Annotated in this window: 15 protein-coding genes; 8 read left to right on the forward strand and 7 right to left on the reverse strand. The window is 63.1% G+C overall.

What is annotated here, in order from left to right; genetic code table 11:
* Positions 1-61: 61 nt before the first annotated feature.
* The 5 genes from ACQ4WS_RS02025 to ACQ4WS_RS02045 form a co-directional block, all read right to left on the reverse strand.
* On the reverse strand, positions 62-1,354 hold the full coding sequence (locus ACQ4WS_RS02025; RefSeq protein ID WP_436473201.1) for a TolC family protein: 1,293 nt from the start codon (positions 1,352-1,354) through the stop codon (positions 62-64).
* Entirely contained in the window at positions 1,354-2,667 is a 1,314-nt protein-coding gene (locus tag ACQ4WS_RS02030; protein WP_436473203.1) for an HlyD family type I secretion periplasmic adaptor subunit, read from the reverse strand. The genes ACQ4WS_RS02025 and ACQ4WS_RS02030 overlap by 1 nt, the downstream gene beginning before the upstream one ends.
* Positions 2,664-4,829, reverse strand: a complete 2,166-nt coding sequence (locus tag ACQ4WS_RS02035; RefSeq protein ID WP_436473205.1) for a type I secretion system permease/ATPase — start codon at positions 4,827-4,829, stop codon at positions 2,664-2,666. Before ACQ4WS_RS02035 ends, ACQ4WS_RS02030 begins: the two co-directional genes overlap by 4 nt.
* A 203-nt stretch (positions 4,830-5,032) precedes the next feature.
* Positions 5,033-5,698, reverse strand: a complete 666-nt coding sequence (locus ACQ4WS_RS02040; RefSeq protein ID WP_436473207.1) for a PEP-CTERM sorting domain-containing protein — start codon at positions 5,696-5,698, stop codon at positions 5,033-5,035.
* A gap of 101 nt (positions 5,699-5,799) precedes the next feature.
* Positions 5,800-9,318, reverse strand: coding sequence for an SdrD B-like domain-containing protein (locus ACQ4WS_RS02045; protein ID WP_436473208.1), 3,519 nt, complete (start codon positions 9,316-9,318; stop codon positions 5,800-5,802).
* A 386-nt stretch (positions 9,319-9,704) separates the two neighbouring features.
* On the opposite strand from ACQ4WS_RS02045, the gene ACQ4WS_RS02050 reads away from it, so the two are divergent.
* The 8 genes from ACQ4WS_RS02050 (at position 9,705) to ACQ4WS_RS02085 (ending at position 15,234) form a co-directional block, all read left to right on the forward strand.
* A complete protein-coding gene (locus ACQ4WS_RS02050) occupies positions 9,705-10,769 on the forward strand; it encodes a hypothetical protein (protein WP_436473210.1) in 1,065 nt (354 codons plus the stop codon).
* Complete coding sequence (gene recJ, locus ACQ4WS_RS02055; RefSeq protein ID WP_436473212.1) at positions 10,766-12,466, forward strand: single-stranded-DNA-specific exonuclease RecJ; 1,701 nt, start codon at positions 10,766-10,768, stop codon at positions 12,464-12,466. The genes ACQ4WS_RS02050 and recJ overlap by 4 nt, the downstream gene beginning before the upstream one ends.
* A gap of 48 nt (positions 12,467-12,514) precedes the next feature.
* Positions 12,515-12,931 (forward strand): fosfomycin resistance glutathione transferase, encoded by a 417-nt coding sequence (fos, locus tag ACQ4WS_RS02060; RefSeq protein WP_436473214.1) that lies wholly within the window; start codon positions 12,515-12,517, stop codon positions 12,929-12,931.
* Positions 12,932-13,011: 80 nt separating this feature from the next.
* Entirely contained in the window at positions 13,012-13,449 is a 438-nt protein-coding gene (locus ACQ4WS_RS02065) for an antitoxin Xre/MbcA/ParS toxin-binding domain-containing protein (RefSeq protein ID WP_436473216.1), read from the forward strand.
* A gap of 2 nt (positions 13,450-13,451) precedes the next feature.
* A complete protein-coding gene (locus ACQ4WS_RS02070; RefSeq protein WP_436473217.1) occupies positions 13,452-14,159 on the forward strand; it encodes an RES family NAD+ phosphorylase in 708 nt (235 codons plus the stop codon).
* Positions 14,160-14,201: 42 nt separating this feature from the next.
* Positions 14,202-14,522, forward strand: a complete 321-nt coding sequence (locus ACQ4WS_RS02075) for a DUF2288 domain-containing protein (protein WP_436473219.1) — start codon at positions 14,202-14,204, stop codon at positions 14,520-14,522.
* Between the two features lie 107 nt (positions 14,523-14,629).
* Entirely contained in the window at positions 14,630-14,902 is a 273-nt protein-coding gene (locus ACQ4WS_RS02080) for a type II toxin-antitoxin system Phd/YefM family antitoxin (RefSeq protein ID WP_436473220.1), read from the forward strand.
* An 8-nt stretch (positions 14,903-14,910) separates the two neighbouring features.
* Positions 14,911-15,234, forward strand: coding sequence for a type II toxin-antitoxin system RelE/ParE family toxin (locus ACQ4WS_RS02085; RefSeq protein ID WP_436473222.1), 324 nt, complete (start codon positions 14,911-14,913; stop codon positions 15,232-15,234).
* A 61-nt stretch (positions 15,235-15,295) separates the two neighbouring features.
* On the opposite strand, the gene ACQ4WS_RS02090 is transcribed toward ACQ4WS_RS02085, so the two are convergent.
* Both ACQ4WS_RS02090 and ACQ4WS_RS02095 read right to left on the reverse strand, forming a co-directional pair.
* Positions 15,296-16,018 (reverse strand): ABC transporter ATP-binding protein, encoded by a 723-nt coding sequence (locus ACQ4WS_RS02090; protein WP_436473224.1) that lies wholly within the window; start codon positions 16,016-16,018, stop codon positions 15,296-15,298.
* Between the two features lie 10 nt (positions 16,019-16,028).
* A complete protein-coding gene (locus ACQ4WS_RS02095; RefSeq protein WP_436473226.1) occupies positions 16,029-17,981 on the reverse strand; it encodes a branched-chain amino acid ABC transporter ATP-binding protein/permease in 1,953 nt (650 codons plus the stop codon).
* Positions 17,982-17,983 lie beyond the last annotated feature (2 nt).

Consider the following 17,983-nt stretch of genomic DNA (forward strand, 5'->3'; position numbering starts at 1 on the left):
CAGTGTGCCACACAATGGGCATTTCATGCATCAAGTCTGCGTGAAACAGCGCACTCCTGCCCTATTTTTCCTCCTGCGCCAGGCCGAACGCGGCCAGCAACTGCCCCGCCAGCGCATATTGCCGCATCTGCGCCAGGGTCAAACGGTGCAGCTGGTCGATCCGGCGCTGCTGTATCGTGAAGTAGCTGTCGCGCGTCTGGATGACCTGCTGCAGGTTGCGCCGGCCAGCCTCGTACTGGATGGTCCCGCCGCGCACGACGAAGGCCATCTTCTTTTCCTGTTCGTCGAGCAGAGCCAGGGTGCGCTGCGCATTGGCGATGCGCGGCAACATGCTGGCCAGGTCGGCGCGCGTGCCCTGCTCGGCGCGCGCCACGTCCGCCTCGGCCGACTGGGCGCGGCTGATAGTCTCGTCGCGCTGCGCCAGGCTGCCGCCGCCGAGCGGGAATTCCCAGGAGACGCCCACCGACCAGCCACGCTGCTGGATGGTCGACGGCGGCGGCGTGGTCTTGTTATTGAGCAGATGGCTGACATTCAGATCAATTTTAGGGGCCAGGGTGGCCGCCACGCCACGCACGCGCAACTGGGCCGCCGCCGCCCGCTCGCGCGCAGCGCGCAACTGCGCCTGCTGCGTGTCGGCATTCGCCAGGGCCTGCGCCGGCAGCGGCGCAAACGTAAAATCGGCAAACTGCGCCACCGGCTCGAAGGCCAGCGCCTCGAGCTTGATCTGCGCGGACAAAAGGTCCGTCAGCAAGCCGTCATGCACCAGTTCAGCATCCAGCTGCGAGCTTTGCGCCAGTTCGCGGTCCACTTCCGACGATTTGCCCAGCTCCGCCTGGCGCGTCACCTGCTTTACCAGCTGTGTCACGTCGCGCAGGCGTTCCTGCGACTGCAGCAGGTTGCGTTCCAGGCGCTGCATGTCGAAATACGCTTCGGCCAGCTTTTCTGCGCTTTCCGCGCGTGCCCGCTGCACGTCGAAGGCGGCGCCCGCCATTTCGCGCTCGGCCGCATCGAGTTCGGCGCGGTCGGCGCCGCCGTTGTACATATTCCAGCGCACGCTCGCTTCCACTTGGTGCGTGCGGCGTTGCACGTCCAGCGCGCCATCGAGGTCATTGCTGCGCCCCCGCGTCGCCTGCAGCGCCGCAGTCGGGAACAGGCGCGAGCGGGCCTGCTTGTAGCGCGCTTCGGTGGTGGCCAGCGCCGCCTGCGCCGCGATCACCTGCGGGTCGCGCGGCACGGCGCGCGCCAGCAAGGCGGGCAAGCCGCGCGTGGGCACAGCCTGGAAGGTCGCCGGCGGCGCCGGCTGGGCCGCCGCGCTTGCGCAGGCGAATGCCATGCAGAGTAAGAAAGCACGCATCAACGCTCCTGCAGGGAAGATTGCAAGCCGCGCAGCACGGGCTTGAATACATATTGCAGCACCGAGCGGCGCCCCGTCAGGATGCCCACGTCGACCGGCATGCCAGGCGTAATCGGCAGCACCTTACCGTGCGCCGTCAACTGGCTGCGGTCGGTGCTCAGCTGCACCTCGAAATACGGCTCGTTGCGTTCATCGGGAATCGCATCGGCGCCCACGCGCACCACCTGCGCCTGCATGCGTCCATAGGTGGTGGCGTCATACGCCAGCACATTGGCCGATGCGTGCTGCCCCACGTGGATAAAACCGATGTCCGACGGTTTCACGCGCACGGAGATCAGCATTTCCGAATCGGCGGGCACGATTTCCAGGATCGGTTTGCCCGGCTGCGCCACGCCGCCGACCGTCGCCACCAGCACGCGGTTGACGACGCCGTCGACGGGCGCCGTCACATCGCGCCGGCTCACCTGGTCCTGCTGGCCTTTCACGGTACTGGCCAGGGCGCCGGCCTTGGTTTCGTATTCGCTGCGCTGCGCGCCCCACTGGCCGCGCATGCGCGCCTCCACTTCGCCGGCCTGCGCCTGCGCTTCGGCCAGGGTGGCCGCCAGGCGCGGCACGGACGTGCGCAGGCTGTCGAGTTCCGTGCGCTGCTGCTGCACGCGCTGCTGCGCATTCAGGTAGTCGCCGCGCGAACCAGCGCCCTCCTTGAACAGGCGCTCCTCGATCGACAAGCTTTCCAGCGCCAGCTTCATGCCCGCGTCCAGCTGGGCGATGCGGCTGTGCGCCTCGGCCAGCTCGCCGCGCCGGCGCGTCACGCCTTCGCGCGCGGCCGCCGTGGCCGACGCGAATTCGCGCTGGCCATCGCGCCATAACTGCATTTCCTTGGCGATCAGTTCGGGCGCCTCTTTCTGCCATTCCGGCGCAAACTGGGGCGTGCCGCCCGTCAGCAGCGCGTCGAGGCGTGCCCTGCCCGCCAGCGCGGCCAGGCGGTTCTGCACGCTGGCGCCCAGGTTGGCCTCATACTGGGCCGTGTCCAGGCGCAGCAGCAAGTCGCCGCGGCGCACCCGCTGGCCCGGCTTCACCAGCATTTCGCGCACGATACCCCCTTCCAGGCTTTGCACTTCCTGCAGGTGCGATGGCGGCGTGATGGCGCCCCGGCCATTCACGGACACGTCGAGCTGGGCGAAGGTGGCCCAGGCCAGCACCAGCACCAGCAGCACGGCGATCAGGGCCAGCATGCCCAGGACGATGCGCTGCGGTTCGCGTTCCGGGTCCGGGTGAGCCGCTGGCAGCGGACGGGCGTTCAGGGCGCTCATGCTGTGGCTCCCTGCTCCACCGCAGGCTTGGCCGCCTGGCTATTGAGCACGCGCATGACGTCATCGCGCGGGCCGTCGGCCACGATGCGCCCCTTGTCGAAGACGATCAGGCGATCCACCAGCGCCAGCATGGCCATGCGGTGCGTGACGAGCACGATGGTCGTATCTTTTAATGTACGCAGACGGCCGATCAAACGCTGCTCGGTGGCCGGGTCGAACATGCTGCTCGGCTCATCGAGCAGCAGCATGGGCGGTTTCACGAGCAAGGCGCGGGCCATGGCCACGGCCTGGCGCTGGCCGCCGGACAGGCGCTCGCCCCGCTCGCCCACTTCCGTCGCCACGCCGTTGGGCAGCTGAGTGATGATGTCATCCAGGCAGGCGAGGCGGATGGCATCCAACAGGGCCACATCGTCGGGCTGGCTGCGCCCCAGTTCGATGTTTTCGCGCAGGGTGCCGTGGAACAGGGTCACATCCTGCGGCACATAGCCGATCTGGCGGCGCAGGCTCAATGGTTCGAGCTGGGTGCTGGCCAGGTCGTCGAACAGCACACTGCCGCTTTGCGGGCCGTACTGGTTCAGCAGCAAACGCAGCAAGGTGCTCTTGCCGGAACCGAGCTTGCCGATCACGCCGACTCTTTCACCTGGACGTATCTGCAGGCTCAGTTTATCGAGCAGCGGCGGCGAATTCGGGTAGGCAAAGCCCACGTCGCGAAATTCGATACGCCCGGACAGGGGCGGCGCCTGCAGGCTGGCCGCGTCGTCGTCCGTGGGTGCCTCCATGATTTTATTCAGTGCGTGGTACGACAATTTGGTCTGTTCCCAGCGCATGATCAAGCCCGCGATCTGGCTCACGGGCGCCAGGGCGCGTCCCGTCAGCATGCTCACGGCGATGATCTGGCCCAGAGTCAGCAGGTGTTCGCCCATCAGCAAGGCGCCCGTGGCCACCACGGCCACGCCGGACAGGGCCAGCACGGCCGTGTTGATGTAGTTGACCCGGCTGACGATTTCGCGCGTCTCGACGCTGTTGGCCGCAATCGCCACTGTCAGGCTCTCCCACTTGCGCCGGCTCCACGCTTCGGCGCCCAGCGCCTTGATGGTGTCGAGGCCATTCATGGTTTCAAACAGGTGCGCCGTGCGCTGCGCGCTTTCCTGCATCGAGGCGGCCACGTGGCGCGCCAGGGCAGCGCGCGAGGCAAAGGCGACGAGCAGCAGGATGGGGATGGCGGCCAGGGGCACCAGCACCAGCCAGCCGCCGACAAAGGCGATGACCAGCAGGAACAGCAGCAAAAACGGCAGGTCGCCCAGGGTCGTCAGGGTCGTCGAGGCGAAGAATTCGCGCACGGATTCGAAATCGCGCACGGTGTTGGCCAAAGTCCCCCCGGAAGCGGGACGGCTGGCCGCGCGCAGGCGCAGGCACTGGGCGAAGATGTTCGACGACAGGGCCACGTCCATGCGGCGCGACGCCGTTTCCACCAGTTCGCCGCGCAGCAGGCGCAGGGCCAGCTCGAACCCCGTCAGCACCACCACGGCAATGGTCAGCACCCACAGGCTGGAAGTGGCATTGTTCGGGATCACGCGGTCATACACGGCCATCGCATAGAACGGCACCAGCGCGCCGATGACGTTCAGCACCAGGGTGCCCAGCAGGGCCCAGCGGAAGACCCAGCGGTTGCGGTTGAAGACATCCCAGAACCATCGCCCCGCCGCCGGCATGCTGTAGAGCAAGCTGCGCTGGTCGAAAAACATCACAGGACGCACAGCCACCCAGCGCCCAGCAGGCACCTCCTGCGCCAGTGCGGCCGCATCGAACCAGGCACTGCCTTCGATGCCGGGCACGTGGCATTCATATTTACCACCGGTAATGGCCAGTACCACCAGCGCCTGCCCTTCCCCGTTGAGCAGCAAGGCCGGCATTTCCGTGGCGCGGCGCGGCTTGTCCATAGGCAGCGGCGTGCCGGCCAGGCTGGCATGGCTGAGCGCCTGGTCGAGAAAATCGGCGGCAGCCTGGTCGCCATGCGCGCTCACGCTGGCGCGCAGGCGCTCGGCTTGCACGCCGGTGCCAAGAAAGCGGGCCAGGAAGACGACGGCGTCGGCAATCGTGTCAGCACAGGTGGTGGATGGGGTGGCGTCGACGGTGGCGTGCGCGGCAGAAGGTGGCGTCATGATGAGCTCAAGTCCGATCTCAGGCAGTTACAAGGAACAGTGAGAAACTATTGTCAAGGTCGCGCAATGGTGGCTTGCAGAAACATTGTGCCATAGTAATAACTGCTATTCAGAATGATGTTGTGAAAAAAAATAAAAACTGCGGTGCGTCGTGACGGACGCACCGCAGCAGAAACTACCAAGTCAATACCGCTGCTGCCGATTTATACTGTGCCAGCCTTGCGGCGGCGCGCCATGAAGCCCAGCAATCCCAGGCCAGCAACCAGCATGGCCCAGGTTTGCGCTTCCGGCACCGGCGAGACGCTGAGCAGGGTTTGCGAGGCAGGATTGACGCTGCTCAGGCTGGTGTAGCTGTACAGGTTCTGGATCGCGCCATTGCCCGTCGCCACGCCCAGCATGCTGTTCGCCTGGCTGACGACGGCATTGCTCAGGTTCTTGAAGCGCAGGTCGCCCGTCAGCAGGTTCGTGTTGTCGTTATTCAATTCCCACAGGGCCAGCTGGAAGGCGGCAGCGCTGTTGGCGCTGGTCGACACATTCGCGACGGACGAGGCGTAATAGCCCTCATACAGGCGCTTGACGGAATCGCTGGCCGCAAAGGCGCTGCTGCTGTAGCTATTCGAGGTATTGCTCAGCGCGACATGGGGATCGAGGCAAAAAGCCAGGAAGGTGTTGCTGTCGTACTTGACTTCCCACAAGGTAGGCGAGATGGCGTTGCCGGAGCCAAAGGCGCCGCCGCTGGCCGTAAACAGGCTGACGCTGTGCGAGTCGATGACTTGCAGGTTGGACGCTGCCAGGACGCTGCTGCTGGCGAGGGCGAAAACGGCCGCTGCGATGCTGGCGCGGGCGATCAGGTGCATGGATTTTTTCATTGCGTATTCTCTTTAAAGTGATTGGAGAGCGCCGGCGCCGCCTGCGGACAGGGGCGCCGGAACACATCAGCCAGGCGGGTAGGGCCTGGTAAAACAGGACATCAGGCAGCCATTTCCTGGGGCTGGGCATTCGCGTGGGCCATGGCGCGGCGCAAGAGGTCGGCCATCTCGCACTGGGCCTGGGCTTCGGCAGCAGGGGCTGCGGCGGCTGGCGCGGCGGCCACCGTGGTCACCGTGCCATCCTGGCCCAGCACCACGTCGAGCGTGCTGTCATCGCGCAGCAGGTCGGCCATGCTCGGCAAGGTGATGCCGGCCTTGGCCGCATCCTTGGCGTCGACGTTGAAATACACGTCCGTCATGTCCACCGTCTTGCCGTCGGCCAGCGTGGCGCTACTGCGCTCCAGGTGCAGATTACTGTTGGCGTCGAGGAACGGCAGTTCCGTGTAGCTCACCGTCAGGCTGGCCACGCCGGCGTCGTGCAACGACATCAGTTCGCCATCGTCCGTCACGCCATTGCTGTTGGCGTCGCGCCAGATGCGCAGTTCGGCAAACTTGTCATCTTTCGCGTCGACCACGCCGTCGCCGTTCGAGTCATAGCTGGACAGCTTGGCAAAGCCCGTGCCCTTTTCATTGCCGCCAAACAATTCGGAGATATTGTCGATCTTGCCATTGCCATTGCTGTCGATGGCCAGCAAGCCGTCCTGGGCGGAGACCCAGCCCGTCTGGATGGCGCTGCTCGTGCCCAGCAAGTCGAAGCTGCCGTGGAAATCAGCGCGGGCAATCGTGTGCACGCCGTCACCGTTCAGATCGATCACGATCGGCGTGATGGCCGCATCCCAGCTCATGTCGTTCTGACCCGAGGCCAGTTTCAGGATATCCGTGTAGACCACGTTGGCATACGAGCCATTGCTGTTGACGTCCGAATCGATGTTGTCATTGCTGCCCACGTTCTTGGCGCCCCACTTCCAGCTGTTCATGGCGTAACCAGCATGCATCACGTTGCTCTTGTCGAATTTGAGCGAATAGCTGCCCGGATCGAGGTTGCTGAACAGATAGTTGCCGCTGGCATTCGTGTAGGTGGTGGCCAGCAAAGCGCCGCTGCCCGAGTACAACTGCACTTTAATGTTGGCGATGCCCGCCTCGTTGTAGTCCTGCACGCCGTCATGGTCGGCGTCGCGCCATACCTTGTCGCCCAGGCTGGCCTTGCGGTAGATGCCCGCATCCCAGCTCATGTCGTTCTGGCCGGCGGCCAGATTGATCAGGCCCGAGCGCCCCGTGCTGACATCAACGTCGGAATCGGCCGTATCGCTGCCCAGATTGGCCTTGGTGTAGTAAAAGCCCGATGGACGGATGACTTCCACCTTGTAGCCGCCAGCGACCAGCTTGTCGAACAGATAATTGCCGCTGGCATTCGTCGTCGTCGTGGCGATGACCTGATTGTACGCATTGAGCAGGTTGACTTTCACGCCCGCCACGCCCAGTTCGCCCGCATCCTGCACGCCGTTGTAGTTATTGTCTTCCCACACGCGGTCGCCGATGCTGCCGGTGACAGGCGCGCATTTGACCAAGCCGGCATCCCATTCCAGCTGGACATCGCCCGATTTCACCCCGATCCAGGTGGTGGTGAGGCCGGTGGCCGGATCGACATCGGAATCGGTAGCGTAGCCGCCCACGTCCGGCTTGGTGAAAGTGTAGCCGGCTGGTGGCACGAACCCCAGGAAGTAGTAACCAGGCACCAAGTTGCTGAACAAGTAATTGCCACTGGCATCCGTGGTGGCGCTGGCCACCACGGTACCGGAGGCGTCGAACAGATTGACTTTCACGCCGCCCATACCCGCTTCGCCCGCATCCTGCGTGCCGTTACCGTTGGCGTCAAACCACACGCGGTCGCCAATGGCAGCCGTTTTGTACAAACCCGCATCCAGGTCCTTGTAGTTCTGGCCGGCTGCAACCGTTACGAGGCCGCTCTGGCCTGCGGCATTGATATCGCTGTCGAGCGCATCGTTGCCGCCCGCATCCTTGACGGTGGTCAAATAGCCGGGCGGCGCGACGACGGCGATGGAATACGTGCCAGCATCGACGCTGAAATTGTAATAGCCGGTGGCATCCGTGACGGTCGAGCCGATCACGCTGCCAGCTGCATTTTTCAGCTGTACCGTGACGCCGCCGATGCCGGCTTCGCCCGCATCCTGCACGCCGTTCAAGTTGGCATCATGCCAGACGCGGTCACCCAAGGAGGCCGGCAGGGCCACGATGCCCGCATCCAGGCTATGGTTGCTGTCGCCGGAAGCGAGCAGCACTTGCGCCGTCTTGCCATCGATGGCGCTGGCATCGGAATCGCGCTGGTCGTCGCCGCCCTGGTCCCGGCCCGTGAAGGCATAGCCGGCAGGCAGGCTGGTCTTGTCAAACTGTACGCTGTAGGCGCCCGGCTTCAGATTCGTGAACAGGTAGTTGCCGTTCGCGTCCGTCACCAGCGGGCTGCCGACGGCATTGCCCGACGCATCGAGCAAGGTCACTTTCACGCCTGCCACGCCTGCTTCGCCCGAATCTTGCACGCCGTTCTTGTTGACATCAAACCATACGCGGTCGCCCAGTTCGGCAGCGCGGTACAGGCCCGCATCCAGGCTCAAGTTGGTCTGGCCCGGCGCCAGGGTGACAGGCGCCATGTTGCCGGCCGCATCGATATTGCTGTCTTTGGCCGTGTCGCCGCCCTGGTTGGCAGCTGTTGCCGTGTAGCCATTCGGCGTGACGACGGTGACGGAATACGTGCCTGGATTGACGTCAAAATGGTAGCCGCCGTTGGCATCGGTCGTGGTCGATGCCACCACCACGCCCGCGCCATCTTTCAATTGCACCACGACATTGGCGATGCCCGCTTCGCCCGCATCCTGCACGCCGTTGGCATTCTTGTCTTCCCAGACAAAATCGCCCAGGTGGGCCATCGGCACCTTGAAAGTCAGGTAATGGGGCGCCAGGCTCAGGTCTTGCGCATTGCAGCCTTCCGTGCCGCCATCGTCGCGCACCTTGAAGCCCAGGTCGAAACTGCCGGCCACGGTCTGGCTAGGCACAAAGACCAGGTGGCCCGCGCGGATATCATCGATGGAGATTTCCGTGCCCACCGCAACGGCCACGCCGTTCAGCAAGACCTGGCCCGCCGTGGTGGTATTCGTGATGACGACGGACTTGAAGCCGTTGTGCTCGACGTCGTCGTGGAAGCCGAAATCGCTTTCGCTCAGCACAACGCTGCCGCCATCGACCAGGGTGAAGGTCTTGTCGGCCGCATCAGGCGCGTCATTGACGGGATCGATGATCACTTGCAGTTGCAACTGGACGATATCGCCATTGCCCTTGTCGATCGTCACCTGGATGGTCGAGAAATTGCCGTTATAGTTGGCTGCCCAGGCGCCGGGACGCACATACACGGTATCCGCGTCAAGCATGCCGAACAGCGGCGTGTTCTCGGTCGATTCCGTATCATCCGGCAATAAAACCGTAAAATTATTGATGTTCAGTTCGCCTTGCACCGAATAGCCGGCCTGGATCAGCAGGTCACGGATATCGAAATTCTTGTTGATGTCTTCGCACACGTGCACCGTGGTCGACAGGTTGTAAGTAGTCATGCGGCCTCCTGACGGCATGCCACGGCGGCGGCAGGAGCGGAAATACGGGGGGCCAGAGCGCGATCAGCCTGGCCGTGCAAAGCGGCGAATGTATACATGAGTGGGCTTCCAAGAAAGAAACTTGTTTAAAAAATGAAGCCGGCAGCATCTTGTATACAGTTTCGAGGGACACAGGAGCCAAACGACGCAACCACACAGCAGGGGTGTGATTGTCTTTCTGACATTTAAGTTAGCGCAATTATATCGTCGATATTTTCAAAAGCAAATTGTTTTCCCAAAATAATAGTTTAATTATTATATTTGTGATGTTTTTTTGATACTATCTCTGATCACTCTAGATGGCATGCCCCTACTCTGGTATGGTCACAATCGCCTACAATCTCGGGATGAATCAACTTACCCTCGTCCTGCCCTTCGCCCTGCCCAATGCCGAACTGGCTGCCGACCTGCTCAAGGTCTTGCAGGCGCCCGCCCTGGCGGCCCTGCTGTCGCGCACCTCCACTTGCAATTTGGAAATTTTTGACAACGCCAAGCGCCTGCTGCCGCACGAAGCGTGGCTGGCGCACGCGCTGGGCCTGGCGTCCGCACGCAACGGCGAGGCGGCGCAGGCGGCCTTCGCGGCCCAAGCCATGCGCGGCTATGGCCTCGCGCCGGAACCGGACGCGCGCTACTTCCTGCTGCATCCGGCCCACCTGGCCGTCGCCCGCAGCCATATCAGCCTGGAAGACTTGCGCCAGCTCAAGCTGAGCGAGGCCGATAGCCGCGCCCTGTTTGACATTGCGGCCCCCTATTTCGACGAGCTCGGCCAACCCCTGGCGTATGGCGACGCGGGCACCTGGTTCATGCGCGCCGACGCCTGGAGCGACTTGCAGTGCGCCACGCCGGACGCGGCCACCACGCAAGACCTGTCCGTCTGGATGCCGGAAGGCGAGCACGCGCGCGCCGCGCGCCGCCTGCAAAACGAAGTGCAGATGCTGTGGCATGAACATCCTGTCAACGCGGCGCGCGAAGAACGTGGCCTGAAAGCCATCAACTCCTTCTGGATCTGGGGCGGGAGCCTGGCCACGGCGGAATCTGCACCGGCACCTGCGCGCTGCGCGGCCAGCCTGCATACCAAGGACGCGCCAGCCTGGCTGGCCGCGCTGGCGGAACCATCACGGCGCGATGCCAGTCCAAGCAGTGTGCTGGCAGACCAATCCGACGCGATCATTGTGCTGGGTGGCCTGATCGAGGCGGCGCAAGCCCAGGAATGGGGCATGTGGTTGCAGCAGTTGCAAGCGCTGGAAGCGGACTGGTTCGCGCCCCTGCTGGCGGCCGTAAAAGATGGTCGCCTGGGCCAGTTGCGCCTGGTGCTCAGCCACCGTGACGCCTGGCTAGCGTGCACCACCAGCAAGCATGCGCAGCGCAAATTCTGGCGCGCGATTACCCTGAACAAGTTGAAAGCATCATGACCCGTACCCGCATCGCCACCCGTCCCTGCCCCTACCGCGAATCCGAACTGCTGCGCCAAGGCGGCATCCACCCCGTGCTGGCCCGCTTGTATGCGTCGCGCGGCCTGTCCGACGCGAAAGAACTGTCGAGCGAACTGGCGGCCCTGATGCCGCCGTCCGGCTTGCTGCACATCGGCGCGGCCGGAGTCTTCTTGGCCGACGCGATTGCCGCCAAGAAGCGCATGGTCATCGTCGCCGACTACGATTGCGACGGCGCCACCGCCTGCGCCGTGGCCATACGCGGCTTGCGCGCCATGGGTGCCGACGTCGATTTCATCGTGCCCAACCGTTTTGAGTATGGCTACGGCCTGACGCCGGAAATCGTCGAACTGACGGCGCGCGAAAAGTCGCCCGACATCATCATCACCGTCGACAACGGCATCGCCAGCATCGACGGCGTGGCCGAAGCGAACCGGCGCGGCATCCAGGTAGTCGTCACCGACCACCATTTGCCGGCCGACACCCTGCCCGACGCGGCCGTCATCGTCAACCCGAACCAGCCCGCCTGCGGTTTTCCCAGCAAACACCTGGCCGGCGTGGGCGTGGTGTTTTACGTGCTGCTGGCCCTGCGCGCCGAAATGCGCCGGCGCGGCATCTTTGATGCGCAAACGCAACCCAAGCTCGACAATCTGCTCGACCTGGTGGCGCTGGGCACGGTGGCCGACGTGGTGCGCCTCGATACCAACAACCGCATCCTCGTCGCCCAAGGTCTCAAACGTATGCGCAAGGGCAATATGCACGCGGGCGTGGCCGCCCTGTTCCGCGTGGCGGGCCGCGAAGCGCGCAGCGCCACACCGTTCGACCTGGGCTTTGCCCTGGGACCGCGCCTGAATGCGGCCGGGCGCCTGCAAGACATGTCGCTGGGCATCGAGTGCCTGATCACGGACGACGAAGGCCGCGCCTGGGCGCTGGCCCAGCAACTCAACGACATCAATCTGAAGCGCCGCGAAATCGAGGCGGAAATGCAGGATACGGCCCTGCTGCACCTCGACGCTTTCGAACCGGCCAACAGCAGCACCATCAGCGTGTTCGACGCATCCTGGCACCAGGGCGTGATCGGCATCGTGGCCTCGCGCCTGAAGGAAAAATTCTATCGCCCGACCATCACGTTTGCACCCGGCGCGGACGGCTGGATCAAGGGTTCGGGCCGTTCGATACCCGGCTTCCACTTGCGCGACGCGCTCGACCTCGTGTCGAAACGGGCGCCCAGCCTGATCGACAAGTTCGGCGGCCACGCCATGGCGGCGGGCCTGACCATCCGCGCCGACGCCTTCGACGCATTTTGCCAGGCCTTCGAAGCCGTGGGGCAAGCCTGGCTCAGCCAGCAGCAACTGGAAAGAGTCGTGGAAACGGACGGCCCGCTGGAAGACGCCTATTACACGACGGCCTTCATCGAACTGATGGATGGGCAAGTGTGGGGCCAGGGCTTCGCCCCGCCCGTCTTCTGCGATGAATTCCGCGTCGTCAGCCAGCGCATCCTGAAAGAGCGCCATTTGAAACTGCTGCTGGAAAAGAACGGCGTGCGCTTCGACGCCATCTGGTTCGGCCACACGGACGCCCTGGGCGAACGCACGCGCGTGGCCTTCCGGCTTGATGCGAATGAATACAATGGCACGACCAAGGTGCAGCTGATGGTGGAGCACGCCGAACCTGTCTGATGGCTCCGGCCCAAACCTATTAATCGCCTTCGAGACGCCTTCCAATCGATGCTGACCGGCCTGAACCACCTCACCCTGTCGGTGCGCGACCTGGCGCACAGCATCGTCTTTTACCGCGATATGCTGGGCCTGCGCCTGCATGCGTGCTGGGCCAGGGGCGCGCATCTATCGGCTGGGGATTTGTGGCTGTGCCTGGCGCTGGACGGGCAAGACAGGGCTGCGCTGGCCAGTCCCGGCTACACGCATTACGCCTTTTCCATCGCGCCCGCCGACTTCGCCCCGTTTGCCGCCCGCCTGCGCGCCGCCGGCGTGCCTGAATGGCAACAAAATAGCAGCGCTGGCGATTCCCTGTATTTTCTCGATCCGGACGGCCACCGGCTGGAAGCCCATGCGGGCAGCCTGGCGCAGCGGCTGGCGGCATGCCGCACGACGCCCTATGCAGGCATGCAATTCTTTGACGACTAAGGGCGTGGGCGCGCACAGTTGGCAGAGGACAGCAAAAATTCCCTAAAAGGAGTAATATTAATCCATAAAAGGAGTTCATCATGAATCTTGCCTACGCCTATCCCAAGAGCCGCTTCGAGCCTGCCGTGCTCGTCGACCTGAATGCCAAAGCCGAGCGCGAGCGATTGTCGCAGGCGGCACTGAAGGGGTTTTTCAAGCTGGCCGCCGCTTGGCGCCTGCGCGACGACGATGCGCGCGAATTGCTGGGCGGCCTGTCCAGCAGCGCCTGGTACGAGTGGAAGAAACACCCGGACCGCGTGCTGGAAGTGGACCGCATCACGCGCATTTCCTATTTGCTGGGCATCTACAAGGCCTTGCACATCCTGTATGGCGACAAGCTGGCGGACGAATGGGTGAGTTTGCCCAATAAAAACTCCATCTTCGGCGGCCGCACGCCCCTGTCGCAGATACTGGCCGGCGGCTTGCTGGCCATGCAGACGGTGCGCAAGCTGCTCGATGCGCGCCGCGGAGGGCTGTAAGCGTGCCTGCCGCCCCGCATACTCCCCTGCCGCCGCTGGCCGCCTTGCGCCAGATCGACACTTGCCGCCTGATTCCCTCGCGCTTCGCCGACATGGAAGACTCGGTGCTGGCGCCCCTGGCCGAAGACGACGAGCACCTGCGCGAGCTGTTCGAGCTCGATAACGCGACCAACGCGCGCCTGGTGGCCGAGTACGGCGGCGCGCCAGGAATTGGCGTGGACGAGCTGGTTTTTGGCGTACCGCACTTTCGCATCATTAACGCCGCCTACACGTATGCGCGCCCGGAAGGGGCGCGTTTCAACGATGGCGAGCGGGGCGCCTGGTATTGCGCCTTCGACATGCAAACGGCGCTGGCCGAGATCATTTTCCACAAAACCGTGGAATACCAGGAAATCGACTATTTCGACGACAGCGTCAACTACCAGTCGCTGCTGGCCGATTTTTCCGCCAGCTTCCACGACTTGCGCGGCCAGCAGCGCTATGCGACCTGCCTCGATCCGGCCAGCTACATCGCCTCGCAAGACCTGGCCGCCATCCTGCTCGAAGCCGGTTCCATGGGTGTGATCTTCCCCAGCGTGCGGCACGCCAGCGGTACCAACCTGGCCTGTTTCCGCCCCGCCCTCGTGGGCAATGTTCGCAAAGGCGCCGCCTATCGGTTAACATGGCGGGGTACGCCGACGCCGCACGTGGAAGCCTTGCCAGGCAAATAAAGCGCGCACAACGGCACCCGACTCACCGCAACTTGATCTCACATGCAAACCAATCCTGAAAAAGACACCGAACTGCGCCTCAAAGTGAACAGCGAAACGGCCCGCCTGGCCTGGAGCGAACTGGAAAAGCACTTCGCCCAAGGCAATGTCGTCTGGGTCGCCAATGAACTCGATCTGGTCGAAGTGGCCGTGCGCATCTCGCACGACGACAAGGCCACCATCACGCAATGGATGAGCGAAGGCAAAGTGGCCAAGGTCTCCGACCAGCAGGCGCTGGACTGGCAGGCAGCCGACGCGGCCCTGTGGGCCGTCGTCGTCAGCCCGTTTATTCTGGTGCAGCAGGACAAGCCCACCCGGCATTGATGCTTACAGGCTGCGCTCGAAGCAAGGAAAATGTGCAGCCAACTAAATTTGGCACTTAATTTAGTTATCCAGTGCTATCATCGGTCTGCCTAATTATGGAGGGCAGTATGAACTTTCTGAACATTCAACCAATTAGCTACTTGAAGACGAACACCAGCGACGTGGTCAAACAGGTGCTGGAAACGCATGACCCAGTCGCCATCACTGTAAACGGTAGAGTTCAGGCAATTGTTCAAGACCCTGTTAGCTATCAAAAGACTCAAGATCAACTTGCCATGCTCCGCATCCTTGCTCTCGGCCGCAAGCAGATTGAGGAAGGTAAAGTCATTGATCATGATGACGTTGTGGCCCTACTGGAAGCTGAAGACGAGGACAATTGATTACGCAAATGAAAATTCTTTGGACGCAATATGCCCTGAACGATTTGCAAGACATTCGCTCCTATCTGAAGCATAACGAATCCCTTGCTTTTGCCAGGAAGGTGACGCAGGCGATTGTGGCTCAAGTCAATTCTCTCCAAGATTGGAAAAACAAAGGCGCCTTTATTCCTGAACTTGAAGACCTTCATTTGACGACCCACCGTCAACTGTTAGCCGGTCAGCATCGCATCATCATCGAACACGCGCATAACGATATCGTTTATGTTCATATGGTTGCCCATACCAGCCGTGACCTGGAAGCGTTGATACGCCGTCGTTTGCTCAATACGTAGTACTGGCAGGACGTTGTCTGGGCATCTGACAATGCGCAGCAAGCGCATTGTCAGGCCATCATCAGTGCCCACCGCCCAGATACGCCGCGATCACCTTCGGATCGTTCTTCAAACTCTCGGCCGGGCCATGCACCGAAATACTGCCGTTCTCCAGCACATAGCCGTAATCGGCCACGTTCAGGGCGGCGGCGGCGAATTGCTCGACCAGCAGCATGGTCACGCCTTCCGCCTTTAATCGCGTGATGATGCGGAAGACTTCTTCCACCAGGATGGGCGCCAGGCCCATCGACGGTTCGTCCAGCAGGATCACTTCCGGGTTCAGCATCACGGCGCGGGCCATGGCCAGCATTTGCTGTTCGCCGCCGGAGAGCGTGCCGGCCAGCTGGTCGCGCCGTTCCTTCAGGCGGGGGAACAGTTCCAGGGCCTTGTCCAGGTCGCCCTTGATGTCGCCTTTCGGACGCGAGCGCGTAAAGCGGGGGAAGGCGCCCAGCAGCAGATTGTCCGTCACCGACATCGAGGCAAACACGCGCCTCCCTTCCGGCGAGTGGGCCAGCCCGGCGCGGGCGATACGGTGCGAATCGAGCCCCGTGACGTCCTTGCCGCCCAGGGTGACGGTGCCGGATTTGGGTTTCAGCATGCCGGAAATGGCGCGCATGGTAGTGGTCTTGCCGGCCCCGTTCGAGCCGATCAGGGTCACCAGCTTGCCCTTCGGGACGTCGAGCGAAATGCCGTGCAGGACTTCGACTTTGCCGTAGGCGGCGTGCAGATTATGAATGCTCAGCATGGTCTTCCTCTCAGTGCGCCGCTGGCGCCAGGGTTTCGGCGCTGCCGCCCAGGTAGGCTTCGATCACTTTCGGATCACTCTGGACAAGTGCGGGCGCGCCTTCGGCGATCTTCTGGCCGAAGTCCAGCACCGTCACCACGTCCGACAGCGCCATCACCACATCCATGTGGTGCTCGATCAGGATGATGGTGATGCCATGCTCGCGGATCTTGCGGATGATGGCCATCAACTCCTTGATGTCGGGCGCCGTCAGGCCCGCCGCCGGCTCGTCGAGCAGCAGCAAACGGGGATTGAGACCCAGCGCGCGGCCGATTTCCAGCAGCCGCTGCTTGCCATACGGCAGATTGCGCGCCTCTTCGTTGGCCAGATCGGCCAGGCCGACGAATTCGAGGATGCTGGCGGCCCGCTCACGCGCGGCCGCCTCTTCGCGCTTGTAGCGGGGCGTGTGCAGCATCACGTCCAGCACGTTCGACTTGAAGGTATTGTGCAGGCCCACCAGCACGTTTTCCGTGGCCGTCATCTCGCCGAACAGCTGCACGTTCTGGAAAGTGCGCGCCACGCCGCCCAGGGCGATCTCGGACGGCGTGCGGCCGGAGATCACGGCGCCGGCAAATTCCACCTTGCCCGCCGTCGGCTTGTAGATCCCTGTGAGCACGTTCATCATCGTGCTCTTGCCCGAGCCGTTCGGCCCGATCAAGCCGTGCACGGAGCCTTGCGTGACGGTCAGGTCCACCTGGTTCAGCGCTTTCAGGCCGCCGAACTGCATCAGGGCCTGGTCCACGCGCAGCAAAGGCGCTCCGTGCGATCCGCCTTGCGCAGCGTCGATCTGCGCGAACGGCGCCACGCCGTGCGAAGCGACGGCTTGCACATGGCGCCGGGCCTTGCCGATAAAGCTCATCAAGAAGCCCACGATGCCATCCTGCAGGTAGTACACGACGAACAGCGTCATCAGACCGAAGATGGTCAGACGCCAGTCGACCATGTTCTCCAGTTTGTAGGAGAACGCTGCCAGGCCGATGGTGGCCACCAGCGGCACGATCACGCCGCGCACGGTGGAGCGTTTTTTCGCCAGCATGAAGGCGGAGCCGATCACGCCCAGCACGGCGGCGCTGACGGCGATCTTGCGGAACAATTCGATGTCGGCCAGCAAGCTGGGCAGCATGACGACGATCAGGGCGCCGATCAAGGCGCCCGAGCGCGTCTTGCGCCCGCCCATGATGACGGCCAGCAGGAACAAGATCGTCAGCTCGAAGTTGTAGGTATTGGGCGAGATATATTCTTCCGAATACGCATACAGGCTGCCGGCCAGGCCCGCGAAACCGGCGCTGATGACAAACGCATAGACCTTGTAGCGGTAGACGGACACGCCCATGCAGTCCGAAGCGATGGGGCTGTCGCGCAAGGCTTCGAACGCCCGCCCCAGGTTCGATTTCAGGATGCGGTGCACCACCACCAGCGAGATCACCAGCAGCGCGGCGACCATGTAGTAGTACTCCACCTCGGAGAGCTTGTGGCCGAACAGGACGGGCTTGTGGATCTTGATGCCCATCGGACCTTCCGTCAGGAAGCTCATTTCATTGATCAGGATTTGTATGATGGTGCCGAAAGCCAGGGTCACCATGGCCAGGTAGGGCCCCGTCACGCGCAGGGCCGGCAAGGCCAGGATGGCGCCAAACACGGCCGCGCCGACGATGCTGGCGGGGATGGCCAGCCAGAACGACAAGCCCAGCTTGAACACCAGCACGCCCGTGACGTACGAGCCGATGCCGAACAGGCCCGCATGGCCCAGCGACACCTGCCCCGTGTAGCCGACGACGATATCGAGGCCGAACAGCAGGATGGCGTAGATCAGGATGGTCTCGGCCAGGTGGATATAGTAGGGATTCGGGAAGACGATGGGGAATAGCGCGAGCGCGGCCAGGCCCGCCGCGCTCAGCGCCAGCATGGTGATTTTCTTGTTCATGT

This window comes from Janthinobacterium leeuwenhoeki (assembly GCF_051380795.1).
Lineage (GTDB): Bacteria > Pseudomonadota > Gammaproteobacteria > Burkholderiales > Burkholderiaceae_D > Janthinobacterium.

What these genes read in the sequence shown, in the direction of transcription:
- ACQ4WS_RS02040 (WP_436473207.1), bottom strand. Translation starts at nt 5,698, where the DNA reads ATGAAAAAATCCATGCACCTGATCGCCCGCGCCAGCATCGCAGCGGCC.
- ACQ4WS_RS02075 (WP_436473219.1), top strand. Translation starts at nt 14,202, where the DNA reads ATGCAAACCAATCCTGAAAAAGACACCGAACTGCGCCTCAAAGTGAAC.
- ACQ4WS_RS02035 (WP_436473205.1), bottom strand. Translation starts at nt 4,829, where the DNA reads ATGACGCCACCTTCTGCCGCGCACGCCACCGTCGACGCCACCCCATCC.
- ACQ4WS_RS02025 (WP_436473201.1), bottom strand. Translation starts at nt 1,354, where the DNA reads ATGCGTGCTTTCTTACTCTGCATGGCATTCGCCTGCGCAAGCGCGGCG.
- ACQ4WS_RS02095 (WP_436473226.1), bottom strand. Translation starts at nt 17,981, where the DNA reads ATGAACAAGAAAATCACCATGCTGGCGCTGAGCGCGGCGGGCCTGGCC.
- recJ (WP_436473212.1), top strand. Translation starts at nt 10,766, where the DNA reads ATGACCCGTACCCGCATCGCCACCCGTCCCTGCCCCTACCGCGAATCC.
- ACQ4WS_RS02030 (WP_436473203.1), bottom strand. Translation starts at nt 2,667, where the DNA reads ATGAGCGCCCTGAACGCCCGTCCGCTGCCAGCGGCTCACCCGGACCCG.
- fos (WP_436473214.1), top strand. Translation starts at nt 12,515, where the DNA reads ATGCTGACCGGCCTGAACCACCTCACCCTGTCGGTGCGCGACCTGGCG.
- ACQ4WS_RS02050 (WP_436473210.1), top strand. Translation starts at nt 9,705, where the DNA reads ATGAATCAACTTACCCTCGTCCTGCCCTTCGCCCTGCCCAATGCCGAA.
- ACQ4WS_RS02080 (WP_436473220.1), top strand. Translation starts at nt 14,630, where the DNA reads ATGAACTTTCTGAACATTCAACCAATTAGCTACTTGAAGACGAACACC.
- ACQ4WS_RS02065 (WP_436473216.1), top strand. Translation starts at nt 13,012, where the DNA reads ATGAATCTTGCCTACGCCTATCCCAAGAGCCGCTTCGAGCCTGCCGTG.
- ACQ4WS_RS02090 (WP_436473224.1), bottom strand. Translation starts at nt 16,018, where the DNA reads ATGCTGAGCATTCATAATCTGCACGCCGCCTACGGCAAAGTCGAAGTC.
- ACQ4WS_RS02085 (WP_436473222.1), top strand. Translation starts at nt 14,911, where the DNA reads ATGAAAATTCTTTGGACGCAATATGCCCTGAACGATTTGCAAGACATT.
- ACQ4WS_RS02045 (WP_436473208.1), bottom strand. Translation starts at nt 9,318, where the DNA reads ATGACTACTTACAACCTGTCGACCACGGTGCACGTGTGCGAAGACATC.